Consider the following 17,325-nt stretch of genomic DNA (forward strand, 5'->3'; position numbering starts at 1 on the left):
CACACGCGTGTGATTCCGATTACACACCTGGGACAACTCCCGCCACACACGCTCCTGGTGAGCGGGCGTGACGACACTCACGTCCCGGCCGAGGGGGGCCGAAACCCCCGATCGGACCGAGCGGCACGCCACTCCCCGCCCTCCCTGCCCTCCTCTTCCTCCCTGCCCTCCCGTCCGCCCCGTGCGCCGCCTCCCCTCCCCACGGTCGCGGGCCGGGCCGGGCCGCACCTCAGGCCGCGTGGAGCGCGAGCCGGGTGCCGAACTCGCGGACCACCGGCTCCCGGGAGAAGGGTTCAAGGCGTTCCTTCAGGTCGTCCAGGTACTCCGCGCCCCGGGACGACCGCAGGGTGCCCAGGAGTTCGAGCGCCTGCGTGCCCGTGTGACAGGCCTGTTCCACCTCGCGCCGCTGGACCTGGGCCGAGGCCAGCAGGACCAGGCCGATCGCACGGCGCCGGGCCCGCGTCTCGGGGTGCCCGGTCAGGGAGTCCTCCGCGGCCCGCGCCGCCGCCTCCGCCTGGCCCAGGTCCCGGTGGCAGTGGGCCAGTTCGTCGGCCAGGTAGGCGTGGTCGAAGTGCGCGATCCACGCCGGGTCGTCCCCCGAGTCCGGATCCGCCCGCTCCAGCGCCCGCACCGCGCGCCCCGCCACCACCTCGAAGGCCCGCGCGTCCCCCAGCAGCGCGTGCCCGCGGGCCTCCGCCGCGCAGAACATCGCCTCCGCCCGCGGCGTCACCCGGCCCCGCGCGCCCTCCTGCGCCGCCCGCGCCAGCTGCGCGATCTCCCTCGGGTTGCCGAGCTGCGCCGCCAGATGACTCATCGAGGCCGCCAGCACGTACCCGCCGTAGCCGCGGTCCCCGGCCGCCTGCGCCATCCGCAGCGCCTGGATGTAGTAGCGCTGGGCGAGCCCCGGCTGCCCGGTGTCCACCGCCATGTAGCCGGCCAGCTCCGTCAGCCGCGCGACGGCCCCGAAGAGCCGGCGGCCCACCGACTCCCGGTACGAGCCCGACAGCATCCCCGACACGACGCTGTTCAGGTAGTGCACGACCACCGGGCGGACGTGACCGGAGCCGAACCGGCGGTCCAGGTCCACCAGCGCGGCCGTCATCGCCCGGATCGCCTCCACGTCCGCCATCCCCACGCGCGCCCCGGCCGACCGCGCCACCTGCGCGTCCGCGCCGGTGATCAGCCAGTCCCGGCTCGGCTCCACCAGCGCGGAGGCGGCCACGGTCGACCCCGACAGGAAGTCCCGGCGCCCCACGTCGCTGCGCCACAGCTCGCAGACCTGCTCGATCGCGCCGAGCACCGTCGGCGCGAACTGCAGCCCGACACCGGAGGCCAGGTTCCGGCCGTTCGCCATGCCGATCTCGTCGATCGTGACCGTGCGGCCCAGCTTGCGGCCCAGCGCCTCCGCGATGATCCCCGGCGCCCGGCCGCGCGGCTGCTGACCGCGCAGCCATCGCGCCACCGACGTCTTGTCGTAGCGCAGGTCGAGGCCCCGTTCCGCTCCGACCATGTTCACCCTGCGCGCGAGACCGGCGTTGGAACACGCGGCCTCCTGAATGAGCACCTGCAGCCGTTCGTTCGGCTGACGGGCAACGAGTGGCCTGGCTGCCATGACTACCCCCTGAGGCCGGTGTGCGAGCGATAGGACTGATCACTGCCCGGCGGATATCCGGTCAATGCAGATGTGAACACGCGAAACCGGACGCATCGACCACTGCCCTGTGGCCGGCACCCCCCTTCACTGGCTACCCGTTCGCCGCTTCCCTGCCGCACGCGCGCCCCCGCCCGTGCACCGATGCGCCCCGCATGCAGGATCGATGCTCCACACCGCTCTCCGTCCCGCCCGTAACCCCAGGTGGCGGCGGGAGTTGAGTTCACCGTGGAAGAGACGATCGGAGTCACGGAGGCCGCGCAGATCCCCCAGCAGCGGGGGGAGCTGCTGCTGGACAGCGCCGTGCGGTACGCGGAAGAGCGGCACTGGGACGTGTTCCCCGGCACCTGGCTGGAGGCGATCGAGGGCGGGGAGCGCTGCTCCTGCGGTGCCGACGCCTGCGTGGCACCCGGCGCCCACCCGGCCAGGCCCGACTGGTCGACCCAGGCCACCGGCAGCGCGGTCGGGGCGCGGCGCATGTGGTCGAAGCACCCCAAGGCGTCGATCCTGCTGCCCACCGGCCGCACCTTCGACGCGATCGACGTACCCGAGTCGGCGGGCTTCCTGGCGCTGGCGCGCATGGAGCGGATGGAGCTGACCCTCGGCCCGGTGACCTGCACCCCCGACCGCCGGATGCTCTTCTTCGTGCTGCCGGGCGCCGCCACCAAGGTCCCCGACCTGGTCCGCAAGCTCGGCTGGGCCCCGGCCTCGATCGACCTGGTCACCCGGGGAGAGGGCCACTACGTGGCGGCGCCGCCCACCCGGGTCGGCGGGATCGGCGCGGTGCAGTGGGCCCGCCGGCCCACCCCGGCGAACCGCTGGCTGCCGGACGCGGAGGAGCTGATCAGCCCGCTCGCCTACGCCTGCGGGCGGGAGGCGGCGGCCGAACGGGCACGTCAGTCATGACCTCTTCCTCCTGAAGCCGCCGCCGTAAGGTTGGCCCGTCGCGTACGGGGACGACCGAAGAGGTGACGGATCATGCCTGACCAGGCATTTGACGGAGTGTTCGAACAGACGGGCCACGCGCCGGAGGACGGCGCGGTGCCCGCGGTCTGGGTCGAGGGGCTGTGGAAGCGCTTCGGCCCGCAGATCGCGGTGAACGGGATCGATCTCGTCCTGCCCGCGGGGAAGTTCATCGGGCTCGTCGGCCCCAACGGCGCCGGCAAGACGACGACCCTGTCCATGATCACCGGACTGCTGCGCCCGGACCACGGACGCATCCTCGTGGCCGGACACGACGTCTGGCGCGACCCCGAGTCGGTGGCCGAGGTCAAGGCCCGGATCGGCATCCTGCCCGAGGGCCTGCGGCTCTTCGAGCGTCTCTCGGGCCGCGAACTGCTGGCGTACACCGGGCGGCTGCGGGGGCTGCCCGGTGCCGAGGTCGACAAGCGGGCCGCCCAGCTGCTCGACGTACTGGACCTGGCCGGCTCGCAGAACAAGCTGGTCGTGGACTACTCGACCGGCATGCGCAAGAAGATCGGGCTGGCGGCGGCGCTGCTGCACAACCCCGAAGTCCTCTTCCTCGACGAGCCGTTCGAGGGCGTCGACCCGGTGTCCGCGCAGACCATCCGGGGCGTCCTCGAGCGGTACACCGGCTCGGGCGCGACCGTCGTCTTCTCCAGCCACGTGATGGAGCTGGTGGAGTCGCTGTGCGACTGGGTCGCGGTGATGGCCGCCGGCCGGATCCGGGCGCAGGGCACGCTGGCGGACGTACGGGGCGAGGCGCCGTCGCTGCAGACCGCGTTCCTCGAACTGGTCGGCGCGCAGGGACGGGAGACCGGGGAGTCCCTGGACTGGCTGGGCGGTTCCGCCCGATGACGACCGCCACTCCCGCCTCCCCCGCCCCGACGGCCGCAGCTCCGTCGCTGACCTCGGTGTTCGTACGTCTCAAGCTGGCGTTGCTGCGCAACGGACTGCGCCAGTCCGCGGGCCGGACCGCCGCCTACGTCACCTCGATCGTCGTGACGGCCGTCTTCGCGGCGGGGACGGTGCTCGCCTTCGTGCTGCTCCGCGGGAACGCGGACGCGGTCTCGGTCGCGGTGCCGATGACGGCGTTGCTCGCGCTCGCGTGGACCGTGATGCCGCTGTTCGTGCCGAGCGGCGACGAGACGCTCGACCCCTCGCGGCTGGTGATGCTGCCGCTGCGGCCGCGGTCGCTGGTGCGGGCGCTGCTGGTCGCCTCACTGGTGGGGATCGGCCCGCTGTTCACCGTCTGTGTGGCGCTGGGCGCGGCCTTCGCGCTGGCCCGGGGCGCCGCCGGGATCGTGGTCTCGGTGTTGGCCGTGCCCCTGGTGACGCTGGTGTGCGTGGCGCTGTCGCGAGCGGTCGCGGCGGCCAACGTCCGGTTGCTGACCTCGCGCAAGGGCCGGGACCTGGCGGTGCTGAGCGGCCTGGTCATCGCGGTCGGCATCCAGTTGGTGAACTTCGGAGTCCAGCGGCTCAGCCGGGCCGGCGGGCTGTCCGTGCTCAAACCGGCCGCCGAGCTGACGGGCTGGCTACCGCCCGCCTCCGCCGTCGCCGCGGTGGACGCGGCGAGCGCGGGCGACCACACGTCGGCCGCGGCCCGGCTGCTGCTGACGGCGGCCGCGCTGGGGGCGCTGCTGTACTGGTGGCAGCGGAGCCTGGTGAAGCTGATGACGGCGCCGGACGGCTCGACGATCGGCGCGGCCGGCGAGGCGACGGCGAAGGACACGGCCGGCCGCGGACTGCTGAACCGGCTCCTGCCCGGCGGGCGGACCGGCACGGTGATGGAGCGCAGCCTGCGCTACATCTGGCGCGACCCGAAGACGAAGGCCGCGTGGATCACCTCCCTGGCGATCGGCCTGATCGTCCCGATGGTCAACGCCCTCCAGGGCACCGGCTCGATCTACTTCGCCTGCTTCGCCTCCGGCATGCTCGGCATCCAGATGTACAACCAGTTCGGGCAGGACACCTCGGCGTTCTGGATGGTCGCGCAGACCATCTCGACGACGGCGGACGCGTACGCCGAACTGCGGGCGCGGGCGCTGGCCCTGCTGACGATCACCCTGCCGTACACGGTGCTGGTGACGGCGGCGACGGCGGCGGTCCTCGGCGACTGGCCGGCGCTCCCGCAGGCACTCGGCCTGGCCTTCGCGCTGCTCGGTGCGATGCTGGCGACGGGCGCGGTGGCGTCGGCGAACTTCCCGTACTCGATCCCGCAGGACAGCGCCTACAAGAACGTCGCGCCGGGGCAGGCCGGGCTGGCCTGGATCTCGATCTTCGGCGGGATGCTCGCGGCGGCGGTGCTGTGCGCGCCGGTGATCGGCGCGACGGTCTTCCTCCACCTCACGGACCGGGAGCCGCTCCTCTGGATCCTCCTCCCGGGCGGCACGGCGTACGGGGCACTGATCGCCTGGGCGGGCCTGCGGATGGCGGCGCCCCGGACGGCGCGGCGGCTGCCGGAGATCCTCGCGGCGGTGAGCAAGGGCTGAGGCCGACAGGGCCCTGAGGGCTGTCCCGCGCGCGGGACGAGAGGGCGGGGCCGGACGGGATGCGTCCGGTCCCGCCCTCTTCGCGTGTCCCGACCCGACGGATTCATGGGCGCGCGGACCCTTCGGACTGGGGTCTTCCGGCCGACCCGGCCGCCGCCGTAATGCTCCAAGACCGAACCAATTCGAAGTCTTCGCAGCTCAGCGTGTCGTTCGGGCTTGTACCAATGCCCGATTTCGGCGTCGCGGGCCCGCAATCGCGTCTCGGCGCACCCTCTCCCAGCTGCCCGAACGACCAATCGGTCGGGTGCTGTCCGGGGCCCGCGGCCGGAAAGCGGCGAGCGATGTGCGATCACCCTCCGCATCAGCAAGACTCCCGTCCGCAATCGCATGTCACCCGCACAAACATCCGAAGGAGACATACCCGTGCGTTACCTCCGCGGCTCATCCGTCGCCACCGCCCTCGCCACCGCGACCGGCCTCGCCCTTCTGGGGACGGCCGGCGCCGGCCTCGCCCAGGCCGCCCCGGCCGCTCCCGCGAGCCTGTACCCGCCGTCGGCACTCGTGCTCACGGTCGGCAAGGGCGAGGACGCCGCGACGGCCACGGTCGAGAGGGCGGTGACCCTGAACTGCAGCCCGCGCCCCAGCGGCACCCACCCCGCGCCCGCCGCCGCCTGCAAGGAGCTGGCCGGGGTCGGCGGCGACCTCGCGCAGCTGAGCGTGATGTGGGGCGACAGCCCCTGTACGCGCCAGTGGGACCCGGTGACGGTCACCGGCGACGGTGTGTGGCAGGGCCGGCGGGTCAGCTGGTCCGCCACGTACGCCAACACGTGCGAGATGCACGCCGGGATGGCCCGGAACAGCGTGTTCGCGTTCTGATCCGCGACCGCGACCAGGGAGGCCGGGCCCCGAGGGGCCCGGCCTCCCCCGCGTCCGGCGGGGCTCGGTCAGGACGTGAGGACGCCGTTGAGGAAGGGTTCGACGGCCTCGCGCCACGCGGTGGCGTGCTCGGCCTCGTAGTGGAGGAGGTGACCGGCGTCCGGCACCTCGGCATAGGCCCCGCGGGGCAGCACCCGGACCATCTCCTGGGCCTCGGCGCGGCCCAGTTCGCCGTCCAGACCACGCACGACGAGGGTGGGGCAGCGGACCTGGGCGAGCGAGTCCCAGTGGGCGTCGTGGACCCAGGTCTCACGGGAGGTCAGCATCTGGGCGGGGTCGAAGACCGGCCGCCAGCCGTCGGCGTGCTCGGTCATCACCTCGGCGAAGAACTCGCCGCGGGCGGGGTGGGGCCGCTCGACCCAGGGGTCGTCCTCGCCGAACCACTTCCGCACCGCGTCGGGGGAGGCGAAGGGGAGGGGCCAGCGGCGGAACCAGTCCTGCCACTCCCGCTGGGAGGCGGCCCCGAGGGCGGAGGCCCGCATGTCGCAGATGACCAGGGCACGGACGAGGTCGGGGCGCTCGGCGGCGAGCTGCCAGGCGGTGAGGGCGCCCATGGAGTGGCCGACGAGGGTGACCGGTCCGAGGTCGAGCTGCTCGACGGCTGCCACCGCGTCGGCGACGTACGCCTCGCGCGTGAACGGGCCGGCGGCGGGCTTGTCGCTGCGGCCGTGACCGCGCTGGTCGAGTGCGACGGTCCGATGGCGTTCGGCGAGCCAGCGAGCGGTGGGCGCCCAGTGGGAGGCGCGCCCCATCAGACCGTGGAGGAGTAAGACGCCCGAGGCGCCCCCCTGCACACGCTCTTCCCTGAACTCCCAGGCAGCCAGGCGTACGCCGTCGGCTCCGGTGACGTCGATACGTCGCACCATGTTCCCTGGCACCCCCTTCTTTCCATCGAGCGTGTCGAGCTCCGCCAGACTATCGAACCTGTATTCGAAAATGGGGATCTGCCACGCAACACCCCTCGTTCGAGTGACGGTGCTCAAGGATTGGCGCGCGTCGCCGAGGGGAGATGTTCAGCGGGAGGCGGGCCGCTCGGGGAAGACGGTCCGAAGGGGATGACCCTGGGAGCTCGGGGCTCCGGGTCAGCACAGGGGAGGACAGGCCCCGGCGCCCATGGGCGCCGGGGCCCTCTGTCGTTCGGCGCACCGCCCTCATCGCACCCTCCCCGGCACGTCCGGCTCGCTCCCGTGCCACCAGCGTGGCACGCCGCGCCTTCGGCCGTGGTGATTCCGACGTAAAACGGGCCGGGCGGTTGACCCCGCGCGGCGGCGCTGTCCGATACGCCGAACGCCCGTCCGGCGAACCCCCCGAAAGGGGTCCGCCGGACGGGCGTGGGCACGTGCACGGCCCCGGACACGCGTCGGCTCGCCGCCGTGCGACGAGCCCGAAGGACCGGGAAGTGATCCTGGCCGCGCCGGGCCAGGACAGGACCTACTGCTTGGCGACGAAGACGTGCGCGGCGACCTCGGCCTCCAGCTCGGCGGCCTCGCCGCTGCTGCCGACCAGGACACCGCCCGGAGACTCGGTCACGCTGACGACGGAGCCGGGCTGCACGCCCGCCCGGCGCAGCGTGTACATCAGCTGGGCGTCGGTCTGGATCGGCTCGCCGATGCGGCGGACGATCACCGTCTTGCCCTCGTTGCCCGCGTCCAGGTCCGCCAGCGACACCATGGAGTCGTCCAGGAAGGACTCCGCCTCGGCCTTCTCGCCCAGCTCCTCCAGACCCGGGATCGGGTTGCCGTAAGGCGACTCCGTCGGGTGCCGCAGCAGCTCCAGCACGCGGCGCTCGACGGCCTCGCTCATCACGTGCTCCCAGCGGCACGCCTCGGCGTGGACCTGCTCCCACTCCAGGCCGATGACGTCGACGAGCAGGCACTCGGCGAGCCGGTGCTTGCGCATCACGCGCGTGGCCAGCCGCCTGCCCTCGTCCGTCAATTCCAGGTGCCGGTCGCCCGCGACGGTCACCAGACCGTCCCGCTCCATGCGGGCGACCGTCTGGCTCACGGTGGGACCGCTCTGGTCCAGCCGCTCCGCGATCCGGGCACGCATCGGGACCACACCTTCTTCTTCGAGCTCGAGGATGGTGCGGAGATACATCTCCGTTGTGTCGATCAGTCCGGACATACGTGCCCCTCGATGAGTTGTGCGCTGGCCCTGCACCAATTCTGACGCATCGCGCCGACAACCGTGCCGCACCGGGGTGAGGCGGTATTGACAGAGCAATGGTCCAGACCGCACCGTGATCCGCGACACGACGACAAGGAGCTTCTGGAATGGGCGACGGCGCGCGCGAGAGCAAGCTGGCCGGACAGTTCTTCGACGCCGCGATCGGCCTGCTCCAGCAGGTGCGGGACGAGGACTCCGGGGAGATCGCCGCCGCCGGCGCCGCGATCGCCGAGACCGTCGCCGCGGGCGGCCGGCTCTTCGCCTTCGGCGCGGGCCACTCCTCCCTCGCCGCCCAGGACGTCGTCTACCGGGCGGGCGGACTGGCCCTGATGAACCTGCTGGTCGTGCCGGGCGTCGTCGGCGTCGACGTGATGCCCGCGACCCTCGGCTCGGCGCTGGAGCGGGTGGACGGCCTCGCGAGCGCGGTCCTGGACTCCTCCCCCGCGGCGGCGGGCGACGTGCTCGTCATCATCTCCCTCTCGGGCCGCAACGCCCTGCCGGTCGAGATGGCCATGAACGCCCGGGCGCTCGGCCTCAAGGTGATCGGCGTGACGTCGGTGGCGTACGCGACGGAGACGAAGTCCCGGCACGTCTCGGGGACGTACCTGAAGGACCACTGCGACATCGTCCTCGACTCCCGGATCGCCGTCGGCGACGCCGAACTCACCCACGAGGGCATCGAGGCCCCCTTCGCGCCCGCCTCGACGGTCGTCACCAGCGCCCTGATGCAGGCCATGATGGCCGCCGCCGCCGAGGAGCTCGTCCGCCTGGGCGTCGAGCCGCCGCTGCTGCGCTCGGGGAACGTGGACGGCGGGCACGAGTGGAACGGGCGCGTGATGACGGAGTACCGCGACCGGATCTTCTACCGGCACTGAGCGGACCCGTCGGCACGGACGCCCCGCCGGCCCCCGCGCCCCGCGACCGCCGGCTTACGTGCAGTACCACCACCAGGAGGTGTGACGGCCCGGCGGGCGCCCTCAGTCTCCGGGGCCGGGGGCGCCTGCCGGGCCCTTCCCCGCCAGGTCCAGGGAGGCCGCGACCCGGACCGCCACGGTCTCCGCGTAGACCGCGTCCGGGCGCTCGAAGGCGGGGCGGGAGGCCGCGCGGAGCAGCGTCAGCACCCCGACCGTACGGCCCCGGCTGCGCAACGGCATGCAGAGGGCGTGGACGGCGTCGCGCGGCCACCGGCGCTCTCCGGCCCAGTCCTCGGCGGCCTTCGCGTTCCCCGCCGAAGCGGAGCAACGGACCGGACCCAGGCGGTTCACGGCCTGCAGGGCGGGATGACCCACGGCGTAGCGCAGCGGGATCCCGCCGCCCGCGACCGGTGCGACCGGGCCCGGCGCCCCCGCCGGCGTGGCCGCCACCCGGAACAGGCTGTCCGAGCCCGCCGTCACGTCCACGAGCGCGTGATCGGCGAAGCCGGCCAGGGCGAAGTCCAGCAGCACCGTGGCCGCCTCCATCGGGTCCTCGCACTCGGCCGCCGCCGCGCCCGCGCGGTGCAGCTGGCTGTAGCGGAAGCGCAGCCGGTCCGCCTCCTGCTCGGCGAGCCGCTCCTCCGTCACGTCCTGGAAGAGCCAGCCCACACCCAGCGGCACCGGTTCCTCCGCCAGGGGCGAGGCGAGTCGCAGGAAGCCGCTCCGCCAGCACCGCCGGCGCTCGCCCTGTGCGGTCCGCAGGGTCACCCACACTTCGGACAGCGCCCGCGGCGCGCCCTCCGCGAGGACGTGCTGGAGCGCGCCCTCCAGGTCCTCCACGCCCTGGACGATCAGCTCGCCGAGCGGCCGGCCCAGCAGCGCCGTGCGCCCGACGCCCATCACCCGGGCCGCGTGGGCGTTGACGACGGCCGGCCGCAGATCGACGTCGACGAGGACGACTCCCCAGGAGGCGTCCTCGAACAGCGCCTCGCTCAGCGCGATCGACCGCTCCAGGTCGATCTGCGCGTGGACCTCGCTGAACGCGCAGTACACCCCGGCCGGAGAGCCGTCGGGCCCCCGCACGCCGGCCGACTGCGTCCGCACGAGAACCCGGCCGCCGTCCTTGCGCAGCAGCGCGAACTCGTGCACCTGGCGCCCCGGTGCCCCCATCGCCCCCATGAGCCGCGCGAGCGCCTGTTCCGCGTCGGCCGTACGCGCCGCCCAGCCGTCGAACCCGTGCCGCCCCACGGCCTCCCCGGCCGACCAGCCGAGGATCCGCTCGGCCTCACGGTTCCAGTGGGTGACGTGCCCGCCGGCGTCGAGCGCGCAGAGCGCCGCGTCCATCCCGTCCAGCAGGGCGGCCAGCAGATCCGCCCCCGGCCCGGGCCCGTCGGCCGCCCGTCGCGCGGTCTCGCTCGTGGAAGCACTCATCCCGAACCCCCTGGCAGGACGGTGTACGCGCGTGCATCCGCACGCCCCCGGCAATTCAACTGGAACGTGACCCAGGACACACCCGGTTCGAGGAAATCGTTGCACCGCGGAAACGAACCGGTCCGGTCGGCACCAGGGCGGCATCCGGACCCGCCCGCCGCGGGCCGTCCGAGGAAGGTCCCGTAAATCGCTTGAGCCCGCGCACCGGGCTTCCTAGTCTGGTCTCACACGCTGAAAGGAGGTGATCCGAAAACATGGTTTCTTTTCGGACTCGTGAGGTGACTGCGGGCTAAGGCCTGCCGTCGCACTCTGTGCACCTCGGCAGGCCTTTCTGCCGACAACAACGCAGTCACCCGACCCGTGGGCCGCCGGTAAGTCCGGCCGGCTTCCGTCCGAACTCGAGCGGACGGGACCAGGCCCACGGGTCGTCTGCGTCCACGGCGCGCCGCCCCGCGCACGAACCGCCGCCAGGACGGGCGGCACCCGCCCGCCACCGGCATCAGGGCGACAGGCGCTCCACCCGCCACTCGGCCGTGCCCGCGCCGTCTCCGCCGTCGCCGACCCGCGTGTACCGCAGCCGGTCGTGCAGCCGGTTCTCGTGGCCCTGCCAGAACTCCACCGTCTCCGGCACGACCCGGAAACCGCCCCATTCCGGCGGCACCGGCACCTGCTCGCGGTCCGGGTAGCGCGCGGCGAGTTCCTCGTAGCGGGCCAGCAGCTCCTCACGCGACGCGATGACCGAGGACTGGTGACTGGCCCAGGCGCCGAGCTGGGAGCCGTGCGGGCGGGTACGGAAGTACGCGGCCGTCTCGTCGCGGCCGGTGCGGACGGCCCGGCCGGTGACGATGACCTGGCGGGCCAGCGGATGCCAGGGGAAGAGCAGCGAGACGTACGGGTTGGCCGTCAGCTCGGCGCCCTTGCGGGAGAGGTAGTTGGTGTAGAAGACGAACCCGGCCTCGTCGTAGTGCTTGAGCAGCACCGTGCGGGAGGACGGGCGGCCGTCGGGGGTCGCCGTCGAGACGACCATCGCGTTCGGCTCGTGGATCGCCGGACTGTCGGCCGTCTCCTTGAACCAGCGCGCGAACTGTTCGACGGGGGCGGGGGCGAGGTCGCCCACCGTCAGCTGCGGGGTGCGGTACTGCTCGCGCATGTCGGCGGGATCGAGAGCGTCGGTCACGGACATCATCCTGCCGCAGTGACGCAGTCTGCCCGGCACCGCCCGACGGCAATCCTCCGTCGCCGGATCGGCGCAGTGTGCCGGATGTCACGCTTCCCCGCATCATCGGAACCGTACAGACTCTTTCGCTGGACGACTGTTAGATCCCGACCAACACCCGGATGATTGATCATCGATAGAGGAGCCGCCTGATGTCCGACTTCGTACCCGGACTCGAAGGAGTCATCGCGTTCGAAACGGAGATCGCCGAACCGGACAAGGAGGGCGGCGCGCTCCGGTACCGCGGCGTCGACATCGAGGACCTGGTCGGCCACGTCTCCTTCGGCAACGTCTGGGGCCTGCTCGTCGACGGTGCCTTCGACCCCGGTCTGCCGGCCGCCGAACCCTTCCCCATCCCGGTGCACTCCGGTGACATCCGCGTGGACGTCCAGTCCGCGCTCGCCATGCTCGCCCCGGTCTGGGGCCTCAAGCCGCTTCTCGACATCGACGCCGAGCAGGCCCGTGAGGACCTCGCCCGGGCCGCCGTCATGGCCCTGTCGTACGTCGCCCAGTCCGCGCGCGGCCAGGGCCTGCCCATGGTCCCGCAGAGCGAGATCGACAAGGCCGAGTCGGTCGTCGAGCGGTTCATGATCCGCTGGCGCGGCGAGCCCGACCCCCGGCACGTCAAGGCCGTCGACGCGTACTGGACCTCCGCCGCCGAGCACGGCATGAACGCCTCCACCTTCACGGCCCGCGTCATCGCCTCCACCGGCGCCGACGTGGCCGCGGCCCTCTCGGGCGCGGTGGGCGCCATGTCCGGGCCGCTGCACGGCGGCGCCCCGTCCCGCGTCCTCGGCATGATCGAGGAGATCGAGCGGACCGGCGACGCCGTGGCGTACGTGAAGAAGGCCCTCGACAAGGGCGAGCGCCTCATGGGCTTCGGCCACCGCGTGTACCGCGCGGAGGACCCGCGCGCCCGCGTGCTGCGCCGTACCGCCAAGGAGCTGGACGCGCCGCGCTACGAGGTGGCGGCGGCACTGGAGAAGGCCGCGCTGGAGGAGCTGCACGCCCGCCGCCCGGACCGGGTCCTGGCGACGAACGTGGAGTTCTGGGCGGCGATCATGCTGGACTTCGCCGAGGTCCCGGCGCACATGTTCACCTCGATGTTCACCTGCGCCCGCACGGCCGGCTGGTCGGCCCACATCCTGGAGCAGAAGCGCACGGGCCGCCTGGTGCGCCCCTCCGCCCGCTACACCGGCCCGAGCCGGCGCGACCCCCGCGACATCGACGGGTACGCCGACCTGGCCTCCTTCGCGGGCTAGAACCACGTGCCGGGGCCCGGCGGGCGATCGCCCGCCGGGCCCCGGCACGTCCGCACCCCTCACCGCCCCCGCCGTCACCCCGCCGTGGTCAGCTGGCGGCCCTCCGCGGCCAGCAGGTCCGCGTGGTGGCGGGCCGCGACCAGCGGGTGGGCGCGCAGCTTGCCCTTGAGCTCGTTGCGGCCGTACTCGGCGAACAGCGGATTCGCCGGGTCGGTCGTCACCCCGGGCGCCGCCGAGGCGTACGGGAAGGCCAGCGGCGTGATCCGGGCGTCGAGCCGCGGGTTGTAGAAGAACGGGACCGAGAAGCGTTCCGTCGCCCCGGGCGGGGAGACCACCCGGTGCTTGGTCGCGACCAGATAGCCGTTCGTCGCGACCTCCAGGAGCTCGCCGAGGTTGACCACGAAGGCCCCGCGCAGCGGCGGCACGTCGTGGAAGACGCCGTCCTCACGCTCGACCTGGAGGCCGCCGACGTGGTCCTGCAGGAGCAGGGTCAGGAAGCCGTAGTCCTTGTGGGCGCCGACGCCCTGGTCGGCGCCGTCGCCGGCACTTCCCGGGTAACGCACCAGCTTGAGGTGCGGATGGGCGTGGGGGCCGAAGTTGTCGTCGTAGAAGCCCTCGGGCGCCCCGATCGAGACGAGCAGCTCGTGCAGCAGCCGCTCGGCGACCCCGCTGAGCCGCTCGACCCAGTTCAGGGCGGCGATCCGCAGTTCGGGCAGGGCGGCGGGCCACTGGTTGGGACCCTGGAGCCACCAGTACGGGGCCTCCCCCGGGCCGGGGACGTGGGCGGGCCGCTCGGCGCCGATGTCGAGCTGGTCGCGCCAGTCTCGCGAGCCGCCGGTGCGCTCGTCCCCGACCCGGGTGTAGCCCCGGAAGTGCGGCGAGTTGATGTTGTCGATGGCGAGCCGGTCGGCCTCCGGCAGGGCGAAGAAGGCCCGCATCGCGGAGGTGAGCGCGGTGGTCTCCGCCTCGGTGACGCCGTGCCCCACCAGCTGGAAGAAGCCCACGTCGTGGGCGGCGCTGTGGAGCTGGGCGTGCAGCAGACGCCGGGCCTGGGGGCCGCGGTCGGCGGCGGCGAGGTCGACGATGGGGAGCTGGGAGGTGTACGTCATGGTGTGCATCCGCGGGGTGTACGGGAGCCCGGGCGCCACCGCCGGGGGTGGGGCGGGGGCCACGGGTGCTGCCTGAGAGAAGAAGGGCTCGCCCCTGGGGGCGTCGGGATCAGGCGGAGCGTCGACAGCCCATGCTCGTGACGCGGACGAAGTCCACGTGGCGGCGGCGTACGAGCGAAAGCATGCGAACAGCGTACTGCGGCGCGCGCCGAACGGGTGTGGCTCCGGTCACGGCACCCGCCCGCGCCCCCGGGCGGCCGCCCCGGCCGGCCCCGTCAGCCCAGCGCCTCGTCCACCAGCACGGCCCACTGCGCGACCACGCGCTCCCGCCGCGCCCGGTCGTCGGTCAGCAGCGTCGCCAGGCCCAGACCGCGGGCCATGTCCAGCAGCCCCTGGACCGTCTCGCGGACCCCCGGCACGGATTCGTCCGCCCCCAGCAGCTCGACCGCGATGCGGTGCGACTCGCGGCCGACCCGCGCCTCCAGCTCGGTCACCCGGGCCCGCAGCTGCTCCTCGTCGGAGGCCGCGACCCACAGGTGGAGGGCGGCCCGGAAGAGCGGGCCGGTGAAGAGGTCGACGACGGCGGCGACGACCTCCGGGCGACTCTGCACCGGCAGGGTGCGCAGCGCCTGGGAGCGCTCCTCGGCCACGTACTCGACGGCCGCGGTGAACAGGTCCTCCCGGGTCGGGAAGTGGTGCTGGGCCGCCCCGCGCGAGACGCCGGCCCGCTCGGCCACCACCGAGACGGTGGAACCCGCCCAGCCGTGCTCGGCCAGGCAGGACACCGCCGCCTCCAGGAGCCGCTGCCGGGTGGCCCGGCTGCGGTCCTGCTTGGGAGAGGTCACCACACCCATTCGGGGTCCCGTCGTTCGAGGAAGGCCGTCATCCCCTCGCGCGCCTCGGCGGACGCGAACAGCGACGCGGACCGCTGGACCAGCTCCTCCGCGTCGCGCTCGAAGGTCTCCAGGACTTTAGCCGTGACCAGCCGCTTCGACTCGGCCAGGCCCTGCGGGGAACCCTTGCGCAGACCGTCCAGAATGCCGTCCAGGTCCTCGTCGAGGGCCGTGACCAGGCCCATCCGGACCGCCTCCGCCACCCCGAAACGCTCGCCCGTCAGGTAGTACCGCGCCGCCGCCCGCTGCTCCAGCTTCGGCAGCAGCGTCAGCGAGATCACCGCCGGGGCCACCCCGATCCGCGCCTCGGTGAGGGCGAAGTCCGCCTCCGCGGAGGCCACGACCAGGTCGCAGGCGCCCAGCACGCCGAGGCCGCCGGCCCGGGCGTGCCCCCGGACGACCCCCACGACGGGCTTCGGCAGTTCCACGATCTGCCGGAGCAGTGCCACGAAGGTGTACGGGTTCGGCGGGGCCTTCAGGTCGGCGCCCGCGCTGAACGTGGAACCGGAGTGCGCCAGCACCACCGCCCGCACCGCGGGGTCCTTCCCGCACGCCGCCAGGGCCGCCGCGAGCTCGGCGACGAGGGTCGCCGAGAGCGCGTTGCGGTTGGCGGGCGAGTCCAGGGTCAGGGTCGTGATGCCGCGCTCTTCGGCGGTGGTAACCAGGGTCATGCGCCTTCTCGCTCCCTCAGTTCGCGGCGCAGGATCTTCCCCGACGCGGCCCGGGGGACCGTGTCGACGAACTCCACCCGCCGGATCTTCTTGTACGGGGCCACCTTCCCGGCCACGAAGTCGATCACGTCCGTCGCGGTCAGGTCGCCGGCGCCCGCCTGCCGGACGACGTACGCCTTCGGTATCTCCGTGCCGTCCTCGTCGTACACCCCGATCACCGCCGCGTCCGCGACCCGCTCATGGGTGAGGAGCAGCGCCTCCAGTTCGGCCGGTGCGACCTGGAAGCCCTTGTACTTGATGAGCTCCTTGACCCGGTCGACGACGAACAGCCAGCCGCCCTCGTCGACCCGGCCGACGTCCCCGGTGTGCACCCATCCGTCGGCGTCGATCATGGCGGCGGTGGCGTCGGGCCGGCCCAGGTATCCCTTCATCACCTGCGGGCCGCGGATCGCGATCTCGCCCTCCTCGCCGACGGCCGCGTCCCGGTCCGGGTCCGTCAGCGAGACCAGCCGCATCTCGGTGGACGGCAGCAGCTTCCCGACGGTCCCGGACGGCGGGTCCGTTGCCTCCAGCGGCACGACGTGCGTCCCCGGCGACAGTTCCGTCATGCCGTACGCCTGCCGGATCGGCGGCAGGTTCAGCCGCTCCGAACAGGCCCGGGCGAGCGCGCCGTCCAGCGGGGCGGCCGAGCAGACGATGTACTCCAGCGACGACAGGTCGTACTGCGCGACCGCCGGGTGCTTCGCCAGGGCGAGCACGATCGGCGGCGCCACGTACAGGGCGTTGATCCGGTGCTTCTCGATCGCCGCCAGGAACTGGTCGAGGTCGAAGCGCGGCAGCACGACGACCGTGGCGCCCTTGCGCAGCGGGGCGTTCATCAGCGCGGTCAGGCCGTAGATGTGGAAGAACGGCAGCACCGCGAGGATCCGGTCGCCCGGCCCCATCGGGATGAACGGTTCGAGCTGGGCCAGATTGGTGGCGATCGACCGGTGGGTGAGCATCACGCCCTTCGGTATCCCGGTCGTGCCCGAGGAGTACGGCAGGGCGGCGATGTCCTCGTCGGGGTCGATGGCGACCTCGGGCTCGGGCGCGCTCGTGCCGAGCATCGCCTGCAGCGAGCGGTACCCGTCCGGGCCCGCGGCCTGGTCGCAGATCAGGATCTCCTCGACGCCGCCCGCGAGTTCGGCGGCCAGCCGGGCCGTGTCGAGGAGCGGGGACACGGTGACGATCCAGCGGGCCGCCGAGTCGCGCAGCTGCTTGGCGAACTCCTCCGGCGTGGACAGCGGATGGACGGTGGTCACGGCGGCGCCGGCCCGGGAGGCGGCGTAGAACGCGATCGGGAAGAGGACGGTGTTGGGGCTGTGCAGGGCGAGGACGTCGCCCGGCCGCAGCCCCGCCTCCGCCAGGCCCGCCGCGATCCGCCGGTGGAACAGGTCGACCTGCGCGTAGGTCAGGGTGATGTCGCCGGTCCCGTCGATCAGCGCGGGAGTGTCGCCCCGCTCGGCGGCGCGGCCGAGGACGGCCTCGTGGATCGGCTGGGAGACGGCTTGGACATCCGCGTACTCGCTGAGAAACACCATGCTGCACCCCTCGGGTTGCCGACAGTGGTCGCCAGAATCGCGTG

General features: G+C 73.2%; 15 protein-coding genes. 6 read left to right on the forward strand and 9 right to left on the reverse strand.

Translation table 11 applies throughout. From position 1 onward, the window contains the following. Nucleotides 1–229: 229 nt before the first annotated feature. On the reverse strand, nt 230–1,612 hold the full coding sequence (locus ACE1OA_RS15205) for a transcriptional regulator (RefSeq protein WP_432752897.1): 1,383 nt from the start codon (nt 1,610–1,612) through the stop codon (nt 230–232). A 267-nt stretch (nt 1,613–1,879) separates the two neighbouring features. Between ACE1OA_RS15205 and ACE1OA_RS15210 the strand changes: the two genes are divergently transcribed. The 4 genes from ACE1OA_RS15210 to ACE1OA_RS15225 all read left to right on the forward strand — a co-directional run bounded on the left by ACE1OA_RS15210 (nt 1,880) and on the right by ACE1OA_RS15225 (nt 5,979). Further along, nucleotides 1,880–2,557, forward strand: a complete 678-nt coding sequence (locus tag ACE1OA_RS15210; protein WP_356779366.1) for a bifunctional DNA primase/polymerase — start codon at nt 1,880–1,882, stop codon at nt 2,555–2,557. A gap of 72 nt (nt 2,558–2,629) precedes the next feature. Next, the gene (locus ACE1OA_RS15215) at nt 2,630–3,469 is read left to right on the forward strand and encodes an ABC transporter ATP-binding protein (RefSeq protein ID WP_432752898.1); all 840 of its coding nucleotides are present in this window, start codon (nt 2,630–2,632) and stop codon (nt 3,467–3,469) included. Further along, nucleotides 3,466–5,103, forward strand: coding sequence for a transporter (locus ACE1OA_RS15220; protein ID WP_432752899.1), 1,638 nt, complete (start codon nt 3,466–3,468; stop codon nt 5,101–5,103). Before ACE1OA_RS15215 ends, ACE1OA_RS15220 begins: the two co-directional genes overlap by 4 nt. A 423-nt stretch (nt 5,104–5,526) precedes the next feature. After that, nucleotides 5,527–5,979: a subtilase-type protease inhibitor gene (locus ACE1OA_RS15225; protein ID WP_432752900.1), complete on the forward strand. Its 453-nt coding sequence runs from the start codon at nt 5,527–5,529 to the stop codon at nt 5,977–5,979. Between the two features lie 68 nt (nt 5,980–6,047). On the opposite strand, the gene ACE1OA_RS15230 is transcribed toward ACE1OA_RS15225, so the two are convergent. After that, nucleotides 6,048–6,905 carry an alpha/beta fold hydrolase gene (locus ACE1OA_RS15230; protein WP_356599916.1) on the reverse strand — a complete coding sequence of 286 codons (858 nt, stop codon included), beginning with the start codon at nt 6,903–6,905 and terminating at the stop codon, nt 6,048–6,050. Between the two features lie 565 nt (nt 6,906–7,470). Then, nucleotides 7,471–8,163, reverse strand: coding sequence for a metal-dependent transcriptional regulator (locus tag ACE1OA_RS15235; protein WP_147978483.1), 693 nt, complete (start codon nt 8,161–8,163; stop codon nt 7,471–7,473). Nucleotides 8,164–8,312: 149 nt separating this feature from the next. Here ACE1OA_RS15235 and ACE1OA_RS15240 point away from each other — a divergent pair, with 149 nt between their 5' ends. After that, nucleotides 8,313–9,080 carry an SIS domain-containing protein gene (locus ACE1OA_RS15240; protein WP_356599918.1) on the forward strand — a complete coding sequence of 256 codons (768 nt, stop codon included), beginning with the start codon at nt 8,313–8,315 and terminating at the stop codon, nt 9,078–9,080. Nucleotides 9,081–9,182: 102 nt separating this feature from the next. Here the strand turns inward: ACE1OA_RS15240 and ACE1OA_RS15245 are convergent, their stop codons facing one another. Together ACE1OA_RS15245 and pdxH are read right to left on the reverse strand one after the other, a co-directional pair. Further along, nucleotides 9,183–10,550 (reverse strand): PAS domain-containing protein, encoded by a 1,368-nt coding sequence (locus ACE1OA_RS15245; RefSeq protein ID WP_432752901.1) that lies wholly within the window; start codon nt 10,548–10,550, stop codon nt 9,183–9,185. Between the two features lie 499 nt (nt 10,551–11,049). After that, nucleotides 11,050–11,700: a pyridoxamine 5'-phosphate oxidase gene (pdxH, locus tag ACE1OA_RS15250; protein WP_356599986.1), complete on the reverse strand. Its 651-nt coding sequence runs from the start codon at nt 11,698–11,700 to the stop codon at nt 11,050–11,052. A 218-nt stretch (nt 11,701–11,918) separates the two neighbouring features. Here pdxH and ACE1OA_RS15255 point away from each other — a divergent pair, with 218 nt between their 5' ends. Beyond that, on the forward strand, nt 11,919–13,028 hold the full coding sequence (locus ACE1OA_RS15255; protein ID WP_356599925.1) for a citrate synthase 2: 1,110 nt from the start codon (nt 11,919–11,921) through the stop codon (nt 13,026–13,028). Between the two features lie 74 nt (nt 13,029–13,102). Here ACE1OA_RS15255 and ACE1OA_RS15260 read toward each other — a convergent pair whose 3' ends face one another. The 4 genes from ACE1OA_RS15260 to ACE1OA_RS15275 all read right to left on the reverse strand — a co-directional run bounded on the left by ACE1OA_RS15260 (nt 13,103) and on the right by ACE1OA_RS15275 (nt 17,281). Then, entirely contained in the window at nt 13,103–14,146 is a 1,044-nt protein-coding gene (locus tag ACE1OA_RS15260; RefSeq protein WP_384871239.1) for an isopenicillin N synthase family dioxygenase, read from the reverse strand. A gap of 266 nt (nt 14,147–14,412) precedes the next feature. Continuing rightward, nucleotides 14,413–14,991: a TetR/AcrR family transcriptional regulator gene (locus tag ACE1OA_RS15265; protein ID WP_356599927.1), complete on the reverse strand. Its 579-nt coding sequence runs from the start codon at nt 14,989–14,991 to the stop codon at nt 14,413–14,415. Further along, entirely contained in the window at nt 14,979–15,701 is a 723-nt protein-coding gene (locus ACE1OA_RS15270; RefSeq protein WP_356599929.1) for an enoyl-CoA hydratase family protein, read from the reverse strand. The genes ACE1OA_RS15265 and ACE1OA_RS15270 overlap by 13 nt, the downstream gene beginning before the upstream one ends. Next, a complete protein-coding gene (locus ACE1OA_RS15275; RefSeq protein WP_356599931.1) occupies nt 15,698–17,281 on the reverse strand; it encodes a 4-coumarate--CoA ligase family protein in 1,584 nt (527 codons plus the stop codon). Before ACE1OA_RS15275 ends, ACE1OA_RS15270 begins: the two co-directional genes overlap by 4 nt. Nucleotides 17,282–17,325 lie beyond the last annotated feature (44 nt).

Origin of the sequence: Streptomyces sp. JL2001, assembly GCF_050917515.1 — a bacterium.
In the GTDB taxonomy this organism is placed as follows: domain Bacteria; phylum Actinomycetota; class Actinomycetes; order Streptomycetales; family Streptomycetaceae; genus Streptomyces.